General features: G+C 71.9%; 19 protein-coding genes and 1 pseudogene. 13 read left to right on the top strand and 7 right to left on the bottom strand.

The features are described 5' to 3' along the window. Nucleotides 1–158: 158 nt before the first annotated feature. Nucleotides 159–1781 carry an MFS transporter gene (locus tag B1H29_RS25485; RefSeq protein WP_055416720.1) on the bottom strand — a complete coding sequence of 541 codons (1623 nt, stop codon included), beginning with the start codon at nucleotides 1779–1781 and terminating at the stop codon, nucleotides 159–161. Between the two features lie 145 nt (nucleotides 1782–1926). Between B1H29_RS25485 and B1H29_RS25480 the strand changes: the two genes are divergently transcribed. From B1H29_RS25480 to B1H29_RS25470, 3 genes are all read left to right on the top strand, one after another. After that, the gene (locus B1H29_RS25480) at nucleotides 1927–2619 is read left to right on the top strand and encodes a TetR family transcriptional regulator (protein WP_055416721.1); all 693 of its coding nucleotides are present in this window, start codon (nucleotides 1927–1929) and stop codon (nucleotides 2617–2619) included. A 72-nt stretch (nucleotides 2620–2691) separates the two neighbouring features. Further along, entirely contained in the window at nucleotides 2692–3909 is a 1218-nt protein-coding gene (locus B1H29_RS25475) for an alpha/beta hydrolase family protein (RefSeq protein WP_055416722.1), read from the top strand. A gap of 66 nt (nucleotides 3910–3975) precedes the next feature. After that, nucleotides 3976–4824 carry a DUF4429 domain-containing protein gene (locus B1H29_RS25470; RefSeq protein ID WP_055416723.1) on the top strand — a complete coding sequence of 283 codons (849 nt, stop codon included), beginning with the start codon at nucleotides 3976–3978 and terminating at the stop codon, nucleotides 4822–4824. On the opposite strand, the gene B1H29_RS25465 is transcribed toward B1H29_RS25470, so the two are convergent. Both B1H29_RS25465 and B1H29_RS25460 read right to left on the bottom strand, forming a co-directional pair. Then, nucleotides 4825–5841, bottom strand: coding sequence for an aldo/keto reductase (locus B1H29_RS25465; protein WP_055416724.1), 1017 nt, complete (start codon nucleotides 5839–5841; stop codon nucleotides 4825–4827). Further along, nucleotides 5838–6323, bottom strand: coding sequence for a MerR family transcriptional regulator (locus tag B1H29_RS25460; protein WP_055416725.1), 486 nt, complete (start codon nucleotides 6321–6323; stop codon nucleotides 5838–5840). Before B1H29_RS25460 ends, B1H29_RS25465 begins: the two co-directional genes overlap by 4 nt. A 124-nt stretch (nucleotides 6324–6447) precedes the next feature. On the opposite strand from B1H29_RS25460, the gene B1H29_RS25455 reads away from it, so the two are divergent. After that, nucleotides 6448–6918, top strand: coding sequence for a GNAT family N-acetyltransferase (locus B1H29_RS25455; RefSeq protein WP_055416726.1), 471 nt, complete (start codon nucleotides 6448–6450; stop codon nucleotides 6916–6918). Between the two features lie 19 nt (nucleotides 6919–6937). After that, on the top strand, nucleotides 6938–7759 hold the full coding sequence (locus tag B1H29_RS25450) for a serine hydrolase domain-containing protein (RefSeq protein WP_055416727.1): 822 nt from the start codon (nucleotides 6938–6940) through the stop codon (nucleotides 7757–7759). Here B1H29_RS25450 and B1H29_RS25445 read toward each other — a convergent pair. Then, nucleotides 7725–8102, bottom strand: coding sequence for an ATP-binding protein (locus tag B1H29_RS25445; RefSeq protein ID WP_055417714.1), 378 nt, complete (start codon nucleotides 8100–8102; stop codon nucleotides 7725–7727). The genes B1H29_RS25450 and B1H29_RS25445 overlap by 35 nt on opposite strands. 118 nt (nucleotides 8103–8220) lie before the next feature. Between B1H29_RS25445 and B1H29_RS25440 the strand changes: the two are divergent. Beyond that, nucleotides 8221–8368: pseudogene (locus B1H29_RS25440) on the top strand (XRE family transcriptional regulator); the annotation flags it as partial. A 489-nt stretch (nucleotides 8369–8857) separates the two neighbouring features. Here the strand turns inward: B1H29_RS25440 and B1H29_RS25435 are convergent. Continuing rightward, the gene (locus B1H29_RS25435) at nucleotides 8858–10333 is read right to left on the bottom strand and encodes a COG1470 family protein (RefSeq protein ID WP_055416729.1); all 1476 of its coding nucleotides are present in this window, start codon (nucleotides 10331–10333) and stop codon (nucleotides 8858–8860) included. Nucleotides 10334–10471: 138 nt separating this feature from the next. Then, nucleotides 10472–11128 (bottom strand): pirin family protein, encoded by a 657-nt coding sequence (locus B1H29_RS25430; protein ID WP_079160449.1) that lies wholly within the window; start codon nucleotides 11126–11128, stop codon nucleotides 10472–10474. A gap of 61 nt (nucleotides 11129–11189) precedes the next feature. On the opposite strand from B1H29_RS25430, the gene fasR reads away from it, so the two are divergent. The 5 genes from fasR to B1H29_RS25405 all read left to right on the top strand — a co-directional run bounded on the left by fasR (nucleotide 11190) and on the right by B1H29_RS25405 (nucleotide 16206). Further along, nucleotides 11190–12395 (top strand): fatty acid biosynthesis transcriptional regulator FasR, encoded by a 1206-nt coding sequence (gene fasR, locus B1H29_RS25425; RefSeq protein ID WP_055416730.1) that lies wholly within the window; start codon nucleotides 11190–11192, stop codon nucleotides 12393–12395. 89 nt (nucleotides 12396–12484) lie between these two features. Beyond that, nucleotides 12485–13438 (top strand): ACP S-malonyltransferase, encoded by a 954-nt coding sequence (locus tag B1H29_RS25420; RefSeq protein ID WP_055416731.1) that lies wholly within the window; start codon nucleotides 12485–12487, stop codon nucleotides 13436–13438. 16 nt (nucleotides 13439–13454) lie between these two features. Further along, nucleotides 13455–14486, top strand: a complete 1032-nt coding sequence (locus tag B1H29_RS25415; protein WP_055416732.1) for a ketoacyl-ACP synthase III — start codon at nucleotides 13455–13457, stop codon at nucleotides 14484–14486. A 103-nt stretch (nucleotides 14487–14589) separates the two neighbouring features. Next, nucleotides 14590–14838 (top strand): acyl carrier protein, encoded by a 249-nt coding sequence (locus B1H29_RS25410; RefSeq protein ID WP_055416733.1) that lies wholly within the window; start codon nucleotides 14590–14592, stop codon nucleotides 14836–14838. Between the two features lie 87 nt (nucleotides 14839–14925). Continuing rightward, nucleotides 14926–16206 carry a beta-ketoacyl-[acyl-carrier-protein] synthase family protein gene (locus B1H29_RS25405; RefSeq protein WP_055416734.1) on the top strand — a complete coding sequence of 427 codons (1281 nt, stop codon included), beginning with the start codon at nucleotides 14926–14928 and terminating at the stop codon, nucleotides 16204–16206. Between the two features lie 74 nt (nucleotides 16207–16280). Here B1H29_RS25405 and B1H29_RS25400 read toward each other — a convergent pair whose 3' ends face one another. Beyond that, nucleotides 16281–16775, bottom strand: coding sequence for a DUF3145 domain-containing protein (locus tag B1H29_RS25400; protein WP_055416735.1), 495 nt, complete (start codon nucleotides 16773–16775; stop codon nucleotides 16281–16283). 257 nt (nucleotides 16776–17032) lie between these two features. Here B1H29_RS25400 and B1H29_RS25395 point away from each other — a divergent pair, with 257 nt between their 5' ends. Further along, nucleotides 17033–17965 carry an SGNH/GDSL hydrolase family protein gene (locus B1H29_RS25395; RefSeq protein ID WP_055416736.1) on the top strand — a complete coding sequence of 311 codons (933 nt, stop codon included), beginning with the start codon at nucleotides 17033–17035 and terminating at the stop codon, nucleotides 17963–17965. Between the two features lie 46 nt (nucleotides 17966–18011). After that, nucleotides 18012–18998 (top strand): aldose epimerase family protein, encoded by a 987-nt coding sequence (locus tag B1H29_RS25390; protein WP_055416737.1) that lies wholly within the window; start codon nucleotides 18012–18014, stop codon nucleotides 18996–18998. The last annotated feature ends 67 nt before the right edge of the window (nucleotides 18999–19065 follow it).

The raw sequence follows: 19065 nt of genomic DNA, 5'->3' as shown, positions 1-19065 counted from the left end.
GCGCTGCCCCCCTCCAGCAGCGCGCCGCAGCCTCTCGCCCTCCGTGCCCTGCGGAGGACTTGACCCACTGTGACCTGCGGGGTCCGGTCGAGGGGAGGGTTCACCGGCCCTGTCACCCGGATAGGCGAACAGGGCCGGGGACGCACCGGGCTTGCCCGTCAGATGTGGCCCACGCCCGCGCCGGCCTCCGCGTTCGCACCGCGCTTGGTGAGGAACGCGACCAGCACGGCCACGGCCGCGACGCCGGCGGCGACGAGCGACGCCAGGCTCATGCCGGAGATGAAGGTCTCGTGCGCGACCTCCGTGACCTTCGCGGCCATCGGCTCCGGCATGCCCTCGGTCACCGGGGCGACGCCGACCTGGACCGCCTCGGAGGCCTGGCCGAGCTGCTCCGGCGGCAGTTCCGGAAGGCCGGCGTCCGCCCAGTTGCCGGCCAGGTCGTTGTCGACCCTCGAGGCCATCACGGCGCCGAGCACGGCCGTGCCGAGGCTGCCGCCGATCTGCATCGCCGCCTGCTGGAGGCCGCCGGCGACGCCGGACAGCTCCATCGGGGCGTTGCCGACGATGACCTCGGTGGCGCCGACCATGACGGGCGCGAGGCCCAGGCCCAGCAGGGCGAACCAGAGCGACATGAGACCGCTGCCGGTGTCCTTCTCCAGGGTGGACATGCCGTACATCGCGATCGCGGTGAACGCCATACCGGCCGCGAGCGGTATGCGCGGGCCGACCTTGGTGATCATCGCTCCGGCGAGCGGGGAGCCGACGATCATCATGCCGGTGAGCGGCAGCAGGTGCAGACCTGCGTCGATCGGGCTCATGCCGTGCACGTTCTGCAGGTAGAACGTCACGAAGAACAGGCCGCCCATGAAGGCGATGGCCATCATGACCATCAGCACCACACCCGCCGACAGCGGCACCGAACGGAACAGAGCGAGTGGGATCAGCGGCTCCTTGACCCTCGTCTCCCAGAAGGCGAAGAGCCCGAAGCCCGCGACCGACGCGACGAGGAACAGCCACGTCGTGCCGTCGCCCCAGCCCCACTCGGGGGCCTTGATGAGTGCCCAGACCAGGCAGAACATCGCGGCGGAGAGCAGCGCGATACCCAGCACGTCGAAGGAGCGCGGGGCGTTCTCCGCGCGGTGGTCCACAAGGATCATGACACCGAGGACGACGGCGAGGACGCCTACCGGCACGTTGATGAAGAACACGGACTGCCAGTTGACGTGCTCGACCAGCACACCGCCGAGGATCGGGCCGCCCGCGGTGGAGGCGCCGATGACCATGCCCCAGATACCGATGGCCATGTTGAGCTTCTCGGCCGGGAAGGTGGCCCGCAGCAGGCCGAGCGCGGCCGGCATCAGCAGCGCGCCGAACAGGCCCTGCAGCACACGGAAGGCGACGACCAGCGGAATGGTGTCGGACAGGCCGATGGCGCCGGAGGCGGCGGCGAAGCCGACCACGCCGATGAGGAAGGTCTGCCGGTGCCCGAAGCGGTCACCGAGCTTGCCCGCGGTGATCAGGGAGACCGCGAGGGCGAGGAAGTAGGCGTTGGTGATCCACTGGACGTCGGCGAAGCTGGCGTTCAGGTCCTTCGCGATGGCCGGGTTGGCGATGGCCACGATGGTGCCGTCGAGGGCCACCATCATGACCCCTACGGCGACGGTGATGAGGGTGAGCCACGGGTGGCCGCGCAGCCCGGTGGCCGGCGCCGGGCCCTGCGGGCCGGACGGCGCTCCCCCGCCCCCCGACCCCGTCTTGTCGATGGCGGTCTGACTAGTCATACATTCGAGGCTAATGACAGTCACTGACAGTTGACAAACCATTTCACTAGTCGGTAACTGACATGACATCTCCCGATAGCCTGATCTGCGGAAACGACGGCGAGGCAACACGCCGGAGCCGACCCCGAGGAGCGAACCTTTGAACATGGCGGACACAGCCGGCCCACCCGGCCTGCGCGAACGCAAGAAGCAACGCACCCGGGACACGCTGCTGCGATCCGCCCTCGAACTGTTCACCGAGCGGGGCTACGAGGAGACGACCGTCGACGACATCGCCGAGACGGCCGATGTCTCGCAGCGCACCTTCTTCCGCTACTTCGCCAGCAAGGAGGAGGCGGCCTTCTTCGTGTCGCGGCTCGCGGAGTCGCACTTCGTCGACGCCGTACACAGCCGGCCCCCCGGCGAGCCGCCGCTGGACGCGATGCGCCAGGCCCTCGTGGCGAGCTGGGACACCATCAACGAGGCCGTCGAGCAGTTGGTCCCGCTCGAACTGCACCTGCGCTTCTGCCGGGTGATCGAGTCGACGCCCGCTCTGCTCGCCGCCCATCTGCGGCGCGCGGCGGAGCTGGAGGAGGAGATCGCGCGCGTCATCGCCGACCGCGAGGGCCTGGACGTGGACGCGGACCCGCGTCCCCGCGTGGTCGTGGCCGTCTTCGGCGCGGTGATGCGGGTGACCGAGCGGATCTGGTCGACACGGGACGACGCCGGCCTCGCGGCACTGCGCGACCTGACCGCCTCCTACCTCGATCAGGTGGAGCCCGCGCTCACCGGGAACTGGCGGGGCCACCCCGGTCCCGGACCGGCCGGGCAGGCCGAACGAGCGGATCCAACCCCGTAACACACGCCCGAAACGTGATCCGCGTCACTTGATTTACCTGACACCGTCCCGTTCTCCTAGTGTGTCCTCCCAGTGACTTCCTTCGACACCTCCCCGCAACTGAACGTCTGGCGCGCACTGCTCGCTCTGGCCGTGGTGTTCGTGATGCTGGCGACCACCGGCTGGACCGCCCTGCGCAACCAGCGGGGCCCCACCGCCCTCGAAGCGTCGGTCTCGGCCTGGGAGCACGGCCGGATCGACGGACGCCGGCTGCCCGACGCGCAGGCGGCCCCCTCCCGGCTGGCCCGTTTCTTCGCCTCGCTCACCGAACGGCAGCGCGCGAGCCTGGCCCGCCGCTATCCGCTCGCCGTCGGCAACATGAACGGCGCCCCCGTCGAGCTGCGCTACCTCGCCAACCGCGCGTCGCTCCGCAAGTCACGGGCCGTGGAGCGACTGCGCATGCACGACAAGCGGCTGTCCCTGTCCGGGCAGCGCGAGGCGGGCCGGCGCGCGCGCCAATACGAGTCGCTGCTCAACCCCGACCGGCACATCCTCGCCTTCGACCCGGCGGGCTCGGGCAGGATCGCCGAGGTCTTCGGGAACCTGAACCGCGCCGAGCGCGTGTCCGTCGTCGTGCCCGGCGTCGACACCGAGCTGCTCACCTTCCAGCGCAGCGACCGCGAGTACTCGGCGCCCGTCGGCATGGCCGAGTCGCTGCACGCGGCCGAGCGCAGGGTGAGCCCCGGCACCCGTACGGCCGTGATCGCCTGGGCCGACTACACCTCCCCCAGCGGCCTCGGCATGGAGGCGGCGACCGCGACCCGCGCCGAGCACGGGGCCGTCCGGCTGAACGCGCTGCTGCGCGCGCTGCCCGGCCGCTCCCCCGTCTCGCTGTTCTGCCACAGCTACGGCTCGGTGGTGTGCGGCCTCGCCGCCGACACGCTGCCCGGCCGGGTCACCGACATAGCGGTGGCCGGCAGCCCCGGCATGCGCGTCGAGAACGCCACCCACCTGCGCACCTCCGCCCGGGTGTGGGCGATGCGGGACGCCGACGACTGGATCCAGGACGTGCCCTACCTGGAGGTCGGCGGCCTCGGGCACGGCGCCGATCCGGTGTCCGCGGGGTTCGGGGCGCGGGTGCTGTCCGCGCGGGGCGCCGAGGGGCACGGCGGCTACTTCGTACCGGGCACGGAGAGCCTGCGGAACTTCGCGGAGATCGGCGTTGGCGCGTACCGCACGCTGGCCTGCGCCGCAGAACATGACACATGCCGGGCGGGTTTGTCCGCAGCGGCGACGGCCGGACGCGCGTAGAGGCGCAGAAACTCCGGTTTGCACGGGGAGGGGACGGAGGAGCTCGTGCCGCATACGATGAGCCGCATGGGTGACGTACTGGCCGGATTTCATGCCGCCTGGGAGTTCGACTCCGACTCCGTGCTCATCCGCTACGAACGGGGGATTCGAACACCCAAGCTGTTCCAGGCCCTGGGGGAACGCCGTGTCCCCCTGGAGGCGATCGCCGGGGTGACGCTCACACCCGGCAGGCGGGGCACCGTCGTGCTGCGCGCCGAGCCGCGTCCGGGCGCCGATCCGCTGATGGAGGCGGCGGCCGGGCAACTGAAGGAGGGCTGTGACCCGTACCGGCTGGTGCTGCCCGCCGAGCGGGAGACGCTCGCGGAGTACTACGCCGACGAGCTGCGGGGCCTGCTGAGCGAGTCCGGCAAGACCGAGCGGTACCTGGTCTCGGCCCCCGAGGCTCCGCTGCACTTCAAGGCGTACGACGGCAAGGCGTCCTTCGACGGGCGGTCGGTGTCGTTCCGGTGGTCCTGGACGGGCGCGTCGTCGGCGAAGTGGAAGGCCGGCGACCAGAGCTTCCCGGTCGCCGACCTGGGCGGGGTGGAGTGGCGGTCCCCCGAGGCGTTCGAGGGGTATCTGCGGCTGCTGCCGCGGGACGCCGCGGCGCACGCTCCGCAGGCCGACCAGGACCCCGCCTCGGTCGTCTTCGGGCTCGGGTACGGGCCCGTGCACGAGTCGCTGCCGTTCGCCGCGGCGGTGCTGGCGGCGGTGCGTGAGCGCGGTCCCGCGGTGCCGGTCCCGGTGCCCGCGCCCCGGCGTGATCCCGCGGACATCGCCGAGCGGATCCGGCACCTCGGGGAGCTGCACCAGGCGGGGCTGGTGACGGACGAGGAGTTCTCCTCGAAGAAGGCGGAGCTGCTGGCGGAGCTGTGACTACTCCCGTCCGGCGGACGTGAACGTCATGTCCGCGTAACGGTCGCCCGCCACCTTGCCCGCGATCGGCTCCAGCAGGGACAGCTCCTCCTCGGTGAGGACGATCCGCGTCGCGCCCGTGTTCTCCGTCACCCGCGCCGGCTTCCGGGTGCCCGGGATCGGCACCACCGGCAGGCCGTGCACCCGCGCCCGCTGCTGGGCCCAGGCCAGGGCGATCTGGCCGGGGGTGGCGCCGCGGGCCTCGGCGACCGTGCGGACCGGCTCGAGGAGGGCCGCGTTGGCCGCCGCGTTGTCGCCGGTGAAGCGGGGCTGCCGGCGGCGGAAGTCGCCGGCCGTGAGGTCCCGGTCGGCGTCGGCGAAGGCGCCGGTGAGGAACCCCCGGCCGAGCGGCGAGTACGGGACGAGGGCCACGCCCAGGTCACGGGCGGCCGGTACCACGCCCGCCTCGATGTCCCGGCTGAACAGCGACCACTCCGACTGCACGGCGGCGATCGGATGCACCGCCCGTGCCGCCCGCAGCTCGTCGCCGGTCACCTCGCTCAGCCCGAGGTGCTTGACCTTGCCCTCGCGGACCAGGTCCGCCATGACGGCGACGGTCTCCTCGATCGGCACGTTCACGTCGCGCCGGTGCATGTAGTAGAGGTCGATCACGTCGACGTCCAGGCGGCTCAGGCTCGCCTCGACCGCCCGGCGGATGTACGGCGGGTCGTTGCGGATGATCCGCTTCGTCGGCTCGTCCGGCGGGATCGACAGGGCGAACTTGGTCGCGATGACGACCTCGTCGCGGTGGGCCCTGAAGAACGGCGCCAGGAACCGCTCGTTGTCGCCCGCGCCGTACGCGTCGGCCGTGTCGTAGAGCGTGACGCCCAGCTCCAGCGCCCGTTCCAGGGTCGCCCGTGCGGCGTCGGCGTCCGACGGGCCGTACCCGAAGCTCATGCCCATGCAGCCGAGCCCCTGGACGCCGACCTCCGGGCCGTCGTCGTCGAGCCGCACCGTCGGGATCCTGCTGTCGGTCATCGGGTCCTCTCCCCTTCACGGGCGCGTCCGGCGTCCCCGTAGAAACTGATCTTCCGGTCGAGTACGGCGAGGGTGTCCTGGAGCTCGGCGATCCGCGTCAGCACGTCGCGGCGCGTGGATTCCAGGAGTTCCCGCCGGTCGGGGTACGTGTTCTCGCCCTCGCGCACCAGTTCCGCGTAGCGGACCATGTCGGCGACCGGCATGCCGGTCAGACGCAGCTTGCCGACGAAGTCGAGCCAGTCCAGGTCGCGGTTGCTGTAGCGGCGCTGCCCGGTGTGCGAGCGGTCGATGTGGGACATCAGGCCGATCCGCTCGTACCAGCGCAGCGTGTGGGCCGTCAGTCCGGTGAAGGCGACGACCTCGCTGATGGTGTAGTGGTCCTGCCCGTCGGGGCGCGGGTGGCGCCGGGGCGGAGCGGAGCAGATGTCTGTTCTGGTGGCGTTCGGCCCGAGGGTCCCGGCCGTGGTCTGCATCACCGTCATGCGCTCAACGCTATGACCTTGGAGTGCACTCCAGGCAAGCGGCCACCGTGAGAAAGCGGCGCCGGGGCCGCGGCGGCGGGAAACCGGCAGGACACACCGCGGGCCGGGTCACTACCGTGCGGGCATGAGTCTCGTGCGCCGTGCCGTGGCCGGGGACGCGGCGGAAGTGCTCCGTCTGCGTCAGGTGATGATCGATTCGGTGAGCCCCGCCTCCCCCACCGGGTGGCAGGCGGCTTCCCTGCCCACGCTGCGGGCGCGGCTGGACCGCCCGGACGGGGAGTTCGCGGCATTCGTCGTCGACCACCCCGACCGGCCGGGTGCGCTGGCCGCGCTGGTGGCGGGGACACTGGAGTACCGGATCGGCGGGCCGGGCAAGCCGCCGGACGGACTGATCGGATACGTCTTCAGCGTCGCCACCGACCCCGACGCCCGGCGCCGGGGATACGCCCGCGCCTGCGTCGACGAGCTGCTGGAGTGGTTCCGCGAGCGGGGCGCGCGGCAGGTCATGCTGACCGCCTCCCCCGACGCCGAGCCGCTGTACGAGTCCCTCGGCTTCACGCGCGACACGACCCCCTCGATGAGGCTGTACCTGTGAGCCGCTTAGGCTCGGTGGCATGTCCTTGAAGAGCCTCGCGTTGATCGAGAACTGGCCGGTTCCCACCGCCGCGGCGGGTGTCGTACGGGCCGACGGCACGATCCGGGGAACCCACGGCCCGGCCGGGCAGCGGTTTCCCCTCGCCTCGGTCACCAAGCCGCTCGCGGCGTACGCGGCGCTCGTCGCGTACGAGGAGGGCGCGGTCGAGCTGGACGAGCCCGCCGGGCCGCCCGGGTCGACGGTCCGCCACCTGCTGGCGCACACCTCGGGTCTGGCCTTCGACGAGCACCGGGTGACCGCCCCGCCCGGGGAGCGCCGGCTGTACTCCAACGCCGGTTTCGAGCAGCTCGGCGACCACATCGCGAAGGCGGCGGACATCCCGTTCCCCGAGTACGCGCGCCAGGCGGTGCTGGAGCCGCTGGGCATGACGGACACCACCCTCGACGGCTCCCCCGCGAAGGACGGTGTCTCGACGGTCGAGGACCTGCTGCGTTTCGCCGCCGAGGTGCAGGCGCCCCGCCTGCTGGACCCGCGCACGGTCGCCGAGGCGATGACGGTCCAGTACCCGGGCACGAAGGGCGTGCTGCCCGGCTACGGGCACCAGAACCCCAACGACTGGGGCCTCGGCTTCGAGATCCGCGACGCCAAGTCCCCGCACTGGACGGGCGCGTCGTCCTCGCCGCGCACCTTCGGGCACTTCGGCCAGTCCGGTACGTTCCTGTGGATCGACCCCGACGCCGGGCTCGCCTGCGTGGCGCTCACCGACCGGGCGTTCGGCCCCTGGGCTGCCGAGGTGTGGCCGGCCTTCACGGACGCGGTGCTGGCGGAACTGCGCGGCTGAGGCACTCGAACCACACCGTCTTCCCCGGCCCGTCGGGGTACGGGGTGACACCCCACCGGTCGGCCACCGCCGCGACGATCACCAGCCCGCGTCCACCCTCGTCCAACGCGTCGGCGGCGGCCGGAACCGGCAACTCCGGGCAGTCGTCGGCGACCTCCACCCGCACGCCGCCGGGCCGGAGCTGGAAACAGACGCGGCAGCGCCGACCGGGCACCTGCCGTACGACGTTGGCGACCAGCTCCGTGAGCGCCAGTTCGGCGGCGTCCGCCACGTCGCGCAGGTCCGAGCGGACGAGGTGGAGCCGCAGGATGCGGCGCAGGTGCCGGGCCGAGTGCGCTCCCATGGCGAACTCGGCGTGGTACTCGCACACCACAAGGTTGCGACGCACTGCTTACGCTCGACTGCACAAAGAAACGCACGCCGCGAGGCGTTGCCGTCCGTAGCCGGAGTGAGGTGCCGCCGTGGCCAACATCCAGTCGCTCGACCCGACCGCCTCCCCCACTCGACTACTACGGCTGGGAACTGCGCCGCCAACGCGAGGCGCACGGCCTCCGGCAGGGTCAGCTCGGCGACATCATCTTCTGCACGGGCTCACTGATCGGCCAGATCCCGTCGGGCCCCGTCGTGACCGTGGGCGTGGGGGCGTGGAACGCGTTCGTCGACAGTCTGCGGTAGCCGGCGTGCGTACGCGGCAGCGTGCTCGCGCCGACGGAGGCTCACCCCGGTGAAAAGCGTGAACAATAGGCCACGAACGTCCTCGGGGTGCTCAAACGAGCGGCGCGAGGACAATGAGGTCGAAAGGTTCACGGCCACCAGGGCTCCAATCCGTCCGGCGCCGCCGCGCTCGCCCTGGACGAGCGCGGTGATCGACACGCCGGACGGGCCCGCCCGGGTGGAGACGGCCGTGTTCCCGGTGCGCTGAAACCGAGATGTACCGGCTTCGGCGGGGCCCGCCACCTGTGTCACCCCGGCGCCGTGTCCCGCACACCGGCCGGTGCCCGGCGTCCGGCGGCGCTCGTCGGCGGGAGGTGCGACGACGGCGCGGCCATGCTCCCGGCTCCGGCATCCGGCTCCGCTTGAGTGGTCGGGCGGCACGGATCACACCGTGAGTTTGATCGCTTCGATCCACAAGTCGTTGTCGTGGGTACCGACGTAGGTGAACGCCAACCCGGCCCCGGGCTCGTCGCACGCCAGGCCGAGCCAGGTGTCGTTGTGGACGTAGGAGGTGTGGCAGACGGTGCCGGCGCCCCCGTCGACGCTGAGGGCGAACCCCAGCATGTGCGGGGCGTCCTTCTCGGTACTGCCGACGTGGACGTCGATGCCGTCGGCGGCATTCTGCCAGGGATCGCGGTACTGCCCCGCGCCATCGGTCGACGCGGGGTTGTGGATGTAGGCGCCGCTGGACGTGCCCTTGGTTCCGGACGAGGCGGTGTTGACGGCCGTGATCGGCGACCCCCCTCCCACGGTGCCCGCCGTGTCGCCGTCACACGCGACGTCGGACCAGCCCTGGCCCGCGGTGAAGACCCGGTAGCAGATGTGCCGTCCGGTCGGGTCCTTGGCGGCCAGTCGCTGGACGGCGGTCGCCGCGGTCCTCTCCGGTGCCTCGGCCTCCTGCTCCTCGGAGCCACCACCCCCCGCCCCGGCGCCGGAACCCTCTTCGGGTCCGGCTTCGGGTCCGGCTTCGGCTCCGGCTCCGCCGGGCTGCTGGGTCCCGGCCGCGGCCGGGGGTGCCGGGATGTCGGCGGACGGGGCCTTCGGCGCCTCGGCGGTCGGTGAGGGAAGGGGCGGCAGGTTGCTGACGCCGGCTTCCTGAAGCTGTTCGGTGGCGGCGCTGCGGACCTGGGGCTTGTAGCCGATCCACAGCATCACGAACGTGATCGCCAGCGCCATGGAGACACTGAGGCAGACCGCCAGCCAGCGCGGCAGGAATCCCCGCTGCACGTACGTGCCCTCCACGTCCAGCGGCGTCACACCCGACCGCTGCACCGCAAGCGTGTAGGGCCGCTGCTCGGCCGACCCGAACCAGATGATCTGCCGCGGCTTGAGCGTCGTCTCCACGAACGCCGCACGGCCCGGCTCGATCTGCACATTGCTCGGACGGATGTCGTACGACAACTGGTCACCGTTGTCGCTGCCACTGACCGACGCCGTCACCTTCGTGTTGCCCACGTTGTCCACGGCCAGCTTCGGGCGGCCACGGAAACGGCCCTTCACCGTCGACGGCACCAACTCCGCCCGCACTTCCGTGAACGGGGTGATGGTGAGGTTCCCCTCCGGAACCGTCGTCGCCTCCGGATGCTCCGTCGGCGTGATCCGCACCGCGTACGGGTTCGGCCCCGCCGTGGCGTCCGGAGTGCGCGGCGGCGCGAACGTCAGCTCCACCGACCCCGTCGTCCCCGGGTACAGCCGCAGCGACTGCGGCTCCACGGTGGTCCAGGGCGCGAGAGAGCCCACCGCCTCGAAGCGGTACTCGTCCACCACGTCACCGGTGTTGCGCAGCCGCAGCCGCACCGTCGTACTGCCACCCGGGTCCACGGTCGCGGAGGCGGGCTCTAAGGAAGTCCAGAGGCTCACTCACGGACGTTAAACGCGGCCATGACGCCGAGTCAGCAAGCCACGGGGCACCAGGAGTGCCCGAAGAGGCGGGTTCGGCTGCCCCCGCTCTCAGCGGGCGTCGAGACCGTTTCTGGTAACGGTCCCGTCCGGGTCGGGTCAGCTCCCGGCCATTTCCCAGACCAGCAACTCCGCCCGCGTCGCCGCCACCGCCTCCGCCCCCTCGGCGTCCGTGATGCGCACCGCGTCCCCGGCGCCCAGCACCTCCCCGCCCAGCGTCACGTCACCCCGCACCACATGGACGTACACATACGCCCCGTCCGGCACCGCCGTCCGCTCCCCGGGCGCGAGGCGGCGCACGTGGAGCATCGCGCCGGCCTCCGGGACGGCGTACGGGGTGGAGTCGGCGATGCCGCGGACGATCTCGTAGGCGGGGTCGCCGCCGGGTTCGCGCGGGGCGAGCCACATCTGGACGAAGGTCAGGGGCGCGGCGCCGTCGTTGCGCTCGACGTGCCGGACGCCGGCCGCCGAGCTGAGGCGCTGTACGTCCCCTGCGCGGACGACCGTCTCGTGCCCCGCGGTGTCCCGGTGGGTCAGTTCGCCCTCGGCCACCCACGTGACGATCTCGGTGTGGCTGTGCGGGTGCTCGTCGAAGCCGGAGCCGGGCGCGAGGCGCTCCTCGTTGCAGGCGATCAGCGACCCGAAGCGCAGGTTGCCGGGGTCGTAGTGGGGTCCGAAGGAGAAGGCGTGCCGCGACTCGATGCCGGCCGCCGCGTCGCCTCCGGGGTAGCGCTCGTCGGCGCGCCGTACGTCCATCACGCCGTCCACCGTAGACCCGGCGGCACGCCCGCCCGTCCCGATAAGGCAGTCTTGTCCCGTGCCCGAACCCGAAACCAGCAAGCCCGAGCCCGGGGCGCACGCCGTCCACCCGCACACCGCGACCCTGAAGCGGCTGGAGCAGTCCTCCGGGTCGCTCGCCGCGCAGGCCATCGCGCGGATGGACGAGACGCTGCCGTGGTACCGGGCCATGCCACCGGAGAACCGTTCCTGGATCGGCTTGGTGGCCCAGGCGGGCATCGCCGCCTTCACCGAGTGGTTCCGGCGCCCGGACGCACCGCAGGCCATCTCCACCGACGTCTTCGGCACCGCGCCGCGCGAGCTGACCCGGGCGATCACACTGCGGCAGACCGTCGAGATGGTGCGGACCACGATCGAGGTCATGGAGTCCGCGATCGACGAGGTCGCCGCCCCCGGGGACGAGTCGGTGCTGCGCGAGGCGCTGCTCGTCTACGCCCGGGAGATCGCCTTCGCCACCGCCCAGGTCTACGCGCAGGCCGCCGAGGCACGCGGTGCCTGGGACGCGCGGCTGGAGTCCCTCGTGGTGAACGCCGTGCTCAGCGGCGAGGCCGACGAGGGAGCGGTCTCCCGGGCGGCGGCGCTCGGGTGGAACTCGCCCGAGCATGTGTGCGTCGTGCTGGGCACCGCCCCCGACGGGGACTCCGAGCTGACCGTGGAAGCCATACGGCGCGCGGCCCGGCACGCCAAGCTCCAGGTGCTGACCGGCGTGCTCGGGGACCGGCTGGTGGTGATCGCGGGCGGCAGCGACAACCCGCTGGCGGTCGCCAAGTCGCTGATCGGGCCGTTCGCGCAGGGCGCGGTGGTGGCCGGTCCGGTGGTGCCGGACCTGCAGGCCGCCACCCGGTCCGCGCAGGCCGCCGCCGCCGGCCTCAAGTCCTGCACCGCGTGGCAGGACGCGCCGCGCCCGGTCCTGGCGGACGATCTCCTGCCGGAGCGCGCGATCGCCTCCGATCCCTCGGCCCGCGAGCAGTTGGTGGAGGAGATCTACAGACCGCTGGAGGAGGCCGGGGCCGCGCTGCTGGAGACGCTCAGCGTCTATCTCGAACAGGCAAGCAGTCTCGAAGGCGCCGCCCGGATGCTCTTCGTTCACCCGAACACCGTGCGCTACCGGCTCCGACGTGTGACTGACGTCACCGGATGGTCACCCTCTGATGTACGGTCTGCGTTCACACTGCGGATCGCGCTCATCCTGGGGCGTCTGGCCGATGGAGATCCGCAACTCTAGGCTTTTGTCGAGGGTCCACAAAACCCCCTCGTGTTCTTCGTCCCTGTCCCCACGGGCGGTCGTGGCCGTCCTCAAGAGAGAGTGTGAGAGTGCTCGTACTCGTCGCTCCCGGCCAAGGTGCTCAGACGCCCGGCTTCCTGACTGACTGGCTCGCCCTTCCCGGTGCCGCGGACCGCGTCGCCGCGTGGTCCGACGCCATTGGACTCGATCTCGCCCACTTCGGCACCAAGGCCGACGCGGACGAGATCCGTGACACGTCCGTCGCCCAGCCGCTGCTGGTCGCCGCCGGAATCCTCTCCGCGGCGGCACTCGGTACGTACTCCTTCGCCGCTGACGCGGCGGGCACGGAACTCGCACCGGGCGCGGTCGCGGGCCACAGCGTCGGCGAGATCACCGCCGCCGCGTTCGCGGGCGTCCTCGACGACACCGCCGCGCTGACTCTCGTACGCCGTCGGGGCCTGGCCATGGCCGAGGCCGCCGCCGTCACCGAGACCGGCATGTCGGCGTTGCTCGGCGGCGACCCCGAGGTGAGCGTGGCGCATCTCGAAAAGCTCGGTCTGACCCCGGCGAACGTGAACGGCGCCGGCCAGATCGTGGCGGCCGGCACCATGGAGCAGTTGGCCGCGCTGAGCGAGGACAAGCCCGAAGGCGTGCGCAAGGTCGTCCCGCTGAAGGTGGCCGGCGCCTTCCACACGCACCACATGGCGCCCGCGGTGGACAAGCTCGCCGAGGCCGCGAAGGCGCTCACGCCGGCCGACCCGAAGGTGACGTACGTCTCCAACAGGGACGGGCAGACCGTCGCCACCGGAGCCGAGGTGCTCGAGCGGCTGGTCGGCCAGGTCGCCACCCCGGTCCGCTGGGACCGGTGCATGGAGACGTTCAAGGAGCTGGGCGTCACCGCGCTGATCGAGGTGTGCCCCGGCGGCACGCTGACCGGGCTGGCCAAGCGGGCGCTGCCGGGCGTGCGGACGCTGGCCCTCAAGACCCCCGCCGACCTCGACGCGGCCCGCGAGCTCGTCGCCGAGCACGCCGAGCAGGCCTGACAAGGAGCGCGAGAGCATGTCGAAGATCAAGCCCAGCAAGGGCGCCCCGTACGCGCGCATCCTCGGCGTCGGCGGTTACCGCCCGACCCGGGTCGTGCCGAACGAGGTGATCCTCGAGAAGATCGACTCGTCCGACGAGTGGATCCGTTCGCGCTCCGGCATCGAGACGCGGCACTGGGCGTCGCCCGAGGAGACCGTCGCGGCGATGTCGGTCGAGGCGTCCGGCAAGGCGATCGCGGACGCCGGGATCGACGCCTCGCGGATCGGCGCCGTGGTCGTCTCCACCGTGTCCCACTTCAGCCAGACCCCGGCCATCGCGACCGAGATCGCCGACAGGCTGGGCACGGACAAGGCCGCGGCCTTCGACATCTCGGCCGGCTGCGCGGGCTTCGGCTACGGCCTGACCCTCGCCAAGGGCATGATCGTCGAGGGTTCGGCGGAGCACGTCCTGGTCATCGGCGTGGAGCGGCTCTCGGACCTCACCGACCTGGAGGACCGGGCCACGGCCTTCCTGTTCGGCGACGGCGCCGGCGCGGTCGTGGTCGGCCCCTCCCAGGAGCCGGCGATCGGCCCCACCGTCTGGGGCTCGGAGGGCGACAAGTCCGAGACGATCAAGCAGACGATCCCCTGGGACCGTTTCCGGATCGGCGACGTCTCCGAACTGCCCCTCGACCGCGAGGGCAACGTCAAGTTCCCCGCGATCACGCAGGAAGGCCAGGCGGTGTTCCGCTGGGCCGTGTTCGAGATGGCGAAGGTCGCCCAGCAGGCGCTGGACGCGGCCGGGATCAGCCCGGACGAGCTGGACGTCTTCATCCCGCACCAGGCCAACGTGCGGATCATCGACTCGATGGTGAAGACGCTGAAGCTGCCCGAGCACGTCATGGTCGCCCGTGACATCCGTACCACCGGCAACACCTCGGCCGCCTCGATTCCGCTCGCTATGGAGCGGCTCCTGGCGACCGGTGAGGCGAAGAGCGGCGACACCGCCCTCGTCATCGGCTTCGGGGCGGGTCTCGTCTACGCCGCGACGGTCGTTACCCTCCCCTAGGCACTCCGTGCCGGATCACGCGGTCCGGAACGGAGAGCAGCACCACCTGCCGCCGACGCGGCGGGCCGCCACACCCTCTGGATAACAACGAAGGAGCGCCATCATGGCCGCCACTCAGGAAGAGATCGTCGCCGGTCTCGCCGAGATCGTGAACGAGATCGCCGGCATCCCGGTTGAGGACGTCCAGCTGGACAAGTCCTTCACCGACGACCTGGACGTCGACTCGCTGTCCATGGTCGAGGTCGTCGTCGCCGCCGAAGAGCGCTTCGACGTCAAGATCCCGGACGAGGACGTCAAGAACCTCAAGACGGTCGGCGACGCGACCGAGTACATCCTCAAGCACCAGAGCTGATCGCCCGATCACTGCCTCTGGGCTGACTGCCCCGCCACCCGGCGGTGGCGCCGTACGAATCCGTATCCCGTTGGAGAAAGAATTCCCGTGAGCTCGACCAATCGCACCGTGGTCGTCACCGGTATCGGCGCAACCACACCGCTGGGTGGCGACGCAGCCTCTACCTGGGAAGGCCTGGTCGCCGGCAAGTCCGGCGTCAAGCCCCTGGAGCAGGAGTGGGCCGCCGACCAGGCCGTCCGCATCGCCGCACCGGTCGCCGTGGACCCCTCAGAGGTCATCTCGCGTCCCCGGGCCCGCCGGCTGGACCGCTCGGCCCAGTTCGCGCTGATCGCGGCGCAGGAGGCCTGGAAGGACGCCGGTTTCACCGGCAAGGCCGGCGAGGGCGGTGAGGGCGTCGGCGTCGACGCCGACCGGCTCGGCGCGGTCATCGCCTCCGGCATCGGCGGCGTGACGACCCTGCTCGACCAGTACGACGTGCTCAAGGAGAAGGGCGTCCGCCGCGTCTCCCCGCACACCGTCCCCATGCTGATGCCGAACGGCCCGTCGGCCAACGTGGGCCTGGCCGTGGGCGCCCGGGCGGGCGTGCACACGCCGGTCTCCGCCTGCGCGTCGGGCGCCGAGGCCATCGGCTACGCCATCGAGATGATCCGCACCGGCCGCGCCGACGTCGTCGTCGCGGGCGGCACGGAGGCGGCGATCCACCCGCTGCCCATCGCCGCGTTCGGCAACATGATGGCGATGTCCAAGAACAACGACGACCCGCAGGGCGCCTCCCGCCCCTTCGACACCGGTCGCGACGGCTTCGTCCTCGGTGAGGGCGCCGGCGTCCTCGTCCTGGAGTCCGCCGAGCACGCCGCCGCGCGCGGTGCGCGGGTCTACGCGGAGGCGGTCGGGCAGGGCATCTCCGCCGACAGCCACGACATCGTGCAGCCGGAGCCGGAGGGCCGCGGCATCTCGCACGCCCTCCAGCACCTGCTGGACAACACCGACCTGGACCCGGCCGAGATCGTGCACGTCAACGCGCACGCCACCTCGACGCCGGCCGGTGACATCGCCGAGCTGAAGGCCCTGCGCAAGGTCCTCGGCGACGACGTCGACCACATGGCGGTCTCCGGCACCAAGTCGATGACCGGTCACCTCCTCGGCGGCGCGGGCGGCGTGGAGTCCGTCGCGACCGTGCTCGCCCTTTACCACCGGGTGGCGCCGCCGACCATCAACGTCGAGAACCTCGACCCCGAGGCCGAGGCCGCCGCGGACATCGTCCGGGGCGAGGCCCGGAAGCTGCCCGTGGAGGGCCGTATCGCCGCGCTGAACGACTCGTTCGGCTTCGGCGGCCACAATGTCGTACTGGCGTTCCGGACGGTCTGAGCGACGTGCGTACGCGACTGAAGGGCCCCCACCGGCCGGTGGGGGCCCTTCACGTGTGCCGGGGCGGGGGCGGGTCACACCACCTGGTGCAGCCAGCGGACCGGGGCTCCCTCGCCCGCGTAGCGGAAGGGCTCCAGTTCGTCGTCCCAGGGCTTGCCGAGGAGCTTGGCGATGTCGGACTCCAGGTCGGTCTCGGCGCGCTGGGAGCGGACCAGGGCGGCGCGCAGCCGGTCCTCGGGGATGAGGATGTCGCCGTGGATGCCGGTGACGGCGTGGAAGATGCCGAGTTCGGGGGTGCAGCTATAGCGCTCGCCCTCGGCGTTCGCGGACGGTTCCGCGGTGACCTCGAAGCGCAGCAACCGCCAGCCGCGCAGCGCGGAGGCGAGCTTGGAGGCGGTGCCGGCCTGGCCCTGCCAGGAGAACTCCGAGCGCCAGGTGCCGGGCGCGGCGGGCTGCCGGATCCAGTCCAGGCCGACGCGCGTGCCGAGCACCCCGGCGATGGCCCACTCGACGTGCGGGCAGAGCGCGCGCGGCGCGGAGTGCACGTACAGAACTCCACGTGTCGTCACCGGAACCTCCGGGCTGAGCGGGACATCTCGGAACGGGCGGAACGGCTGCGGCCGGGCGGGCCACGTTGATGGCGAGGCTACCGTGCGACGGGGCGGGGAGTGTGACGTACCGTCGGTCCCGGTGCCGACAAACCTGTCCCATTCACCCGGCAGGACGCTTGTACGGGTGTGAACCGTCGCATCCGCGACCTCGGGAACCCTGGCGCGGTGTCATGGGTTGATGACTTCGGAGGCACGAGGCGAGGGGTGGGACCGGAATGGGTGAGCGGACGGGTCAGGGGGTGCCCGGCGGCCGTCGCCGTCGGCGTGTCGGCCGTCGCCGTTCGCGCGCCGCACTCGCGGTGGTGACCGCCGCCGTCCTGGGCACTGCCGGCTGCGACGCCGTGGGCGGTGACTCCCCCGGCCCGTCCCCCTCCGCGTCGAAGCGGCCGAGTCCCAGCCCCGCCTGGGACACGAGTCCGGATTCGGTCGCCGCCGTGGGCGACTCCATCACGCGCGGCTTCGACGCCTGCGCGGTCCTGTCGGACTGCCCGGAGGTCTCGTGGGCGACCGGCAGCAGCACCGAGGTCGACAGTCTCGCCGTACGGCTGCTGGGGAAGGCGGCGGCGGCCGAGCGGAGCTGGAACTACGCGGTCACCGGCGCCCGGATGGCGGATCTGACGGGGCAGGTGACACGGGCGGCGGCACGGAAGCCGGAGCTGGTCGCGGTGATGGCCGGGGCGAACGACGCCTGCCGGGCCACCACCTCGGCGATGACGTCGGTCGCCGACTTCCGGGACCGGTTCGAGGAGGCCATGGGCACCCTGCGCCGGAAACTGCCCGAGGCGCAGGTGTACGTGGCGAGCATCCCGGACCTGAAGCGGCTGTGGTCCCAGGGACGCACCAACGCGCTGGGCAAGCAGGTGTGGAAGCTGGGCATCTGCCCGTCGATGCTGGGCGACGCGGACTCCCTGGACGCGGCGGCGACCCTGCGCCGGAACACCGTGCGGGACCGGGTGGAGGACTACAACGAGGTGCTGCGGGAGGTCTGCGCGAAGGACCGGCTGTGCCGCACCGACGGCGGCGCGGTGCACGAGTACCGGTTCGGCACCGACCAGTTGAGCCGATGGGACTGGTTCCACCCGAGTGTGGACGGGCAGGCCCGGCTGGCCGAGATCGCGTACCGCGCCGTCACCGCGAAGCAGCCCTGACCGGCCCGACCGGGGCCTGACCTGGGCGTGTCCTAGAGTTCCGCACATGAACGAACTCTTCGGCACACTTTCCGACGGCACTCCCGTCCACCGCTGGACCCTGGAACGGGCCGGCGTACGGGTCCGGGTCCTGTCCTACGGCGGGATCGTGCAGTCGGCCGAGGTCCCGGACCGGAACGGGAACACCGCCGGTGTGGTGCTGGGGTTCGCCGGCCTGGACGGCTATGTGACGCACCCGGAGCCCTACTTCGGCGCGCTCGTCGGGCGGTACGCCAACCGGATCGCGGGCGGCCGCTTCCCGCTGGACGGGCGGACGTACACGCTGGCGCGCAACGACGGGCCGAACTCGCTGCACGGCGGCGAGCGCGGCTTCGACAAGCGGGTGTGGGACGTGGAGCCCGTCGGGCAGGGCGCGCACGGCGTCCGGCTGAGCCGGGTCAGCCCGCACGGCGAGGAGGGCTTCCCGGGCCGCGTGGAGTTCTCGGCGACTTACACGCTGGACGGGTCGGGTGCGCTGCGGATCGCGTACGAGGCGGTCACCGACGCGCCGACCGTGCTGAACCCGACGAACCACAGCTACTTCAACCTGGGCGGGACGGGCGCCGGGCACGCGGGCGGTCACGAGCTGCGGCTCGCCGCGTCCCGGATCACGGCGGTCGACGCCGACCTGACCCCGACGGGCGCCCTGGTGGACGTGGCGGACACCCGCTTCGACTTCCGGCGGGCGCGCAAGGTCGGTTCGGGCTACGACCACAACTTCGTCCTCGACAAGGGCGTGACGGACACCGCCGTGGAGGTCGCCGAGCTGTACGACCCGGCGTCGGGACGCGTGCTGACGGTGGCGACGACCGAGCCCGGCCTCCAGCTCTACACCGCCGACCACCTGGGCGAGCCGTTCGCGCCCGGGGACGGCGTCGCGCTGGAGACGCAGCACTTCCCCGACTCCCCCAACCGGCCTCGGTTCCCGGGCACGGTGCTGCGGCCGGGTGAGGTCTTCCGCTCGGAGACGGTGTACGGCTTCTCGGCGCGGTAGGCGGCGCGGCACCGGAGCCCGGGGTTGAGCCCCGGCCCGGATGTCAGGTCCCGGGCCGGGGCTGTTC

Source organism: Streptomyces pactum (genome assembly GCF_002005225.1).
Taxonomy (GTDB): Bacteria; Actinomycetota; Actinomycetes; order Streptomycetales; family Streptomycetaceae; genus Streptomyces; species Streptomyces pactum_A.
Note: the sequence above shows the minus strand (reverse complement) of the source record. Positions and strands in the feature narration are given on the sequence as shown.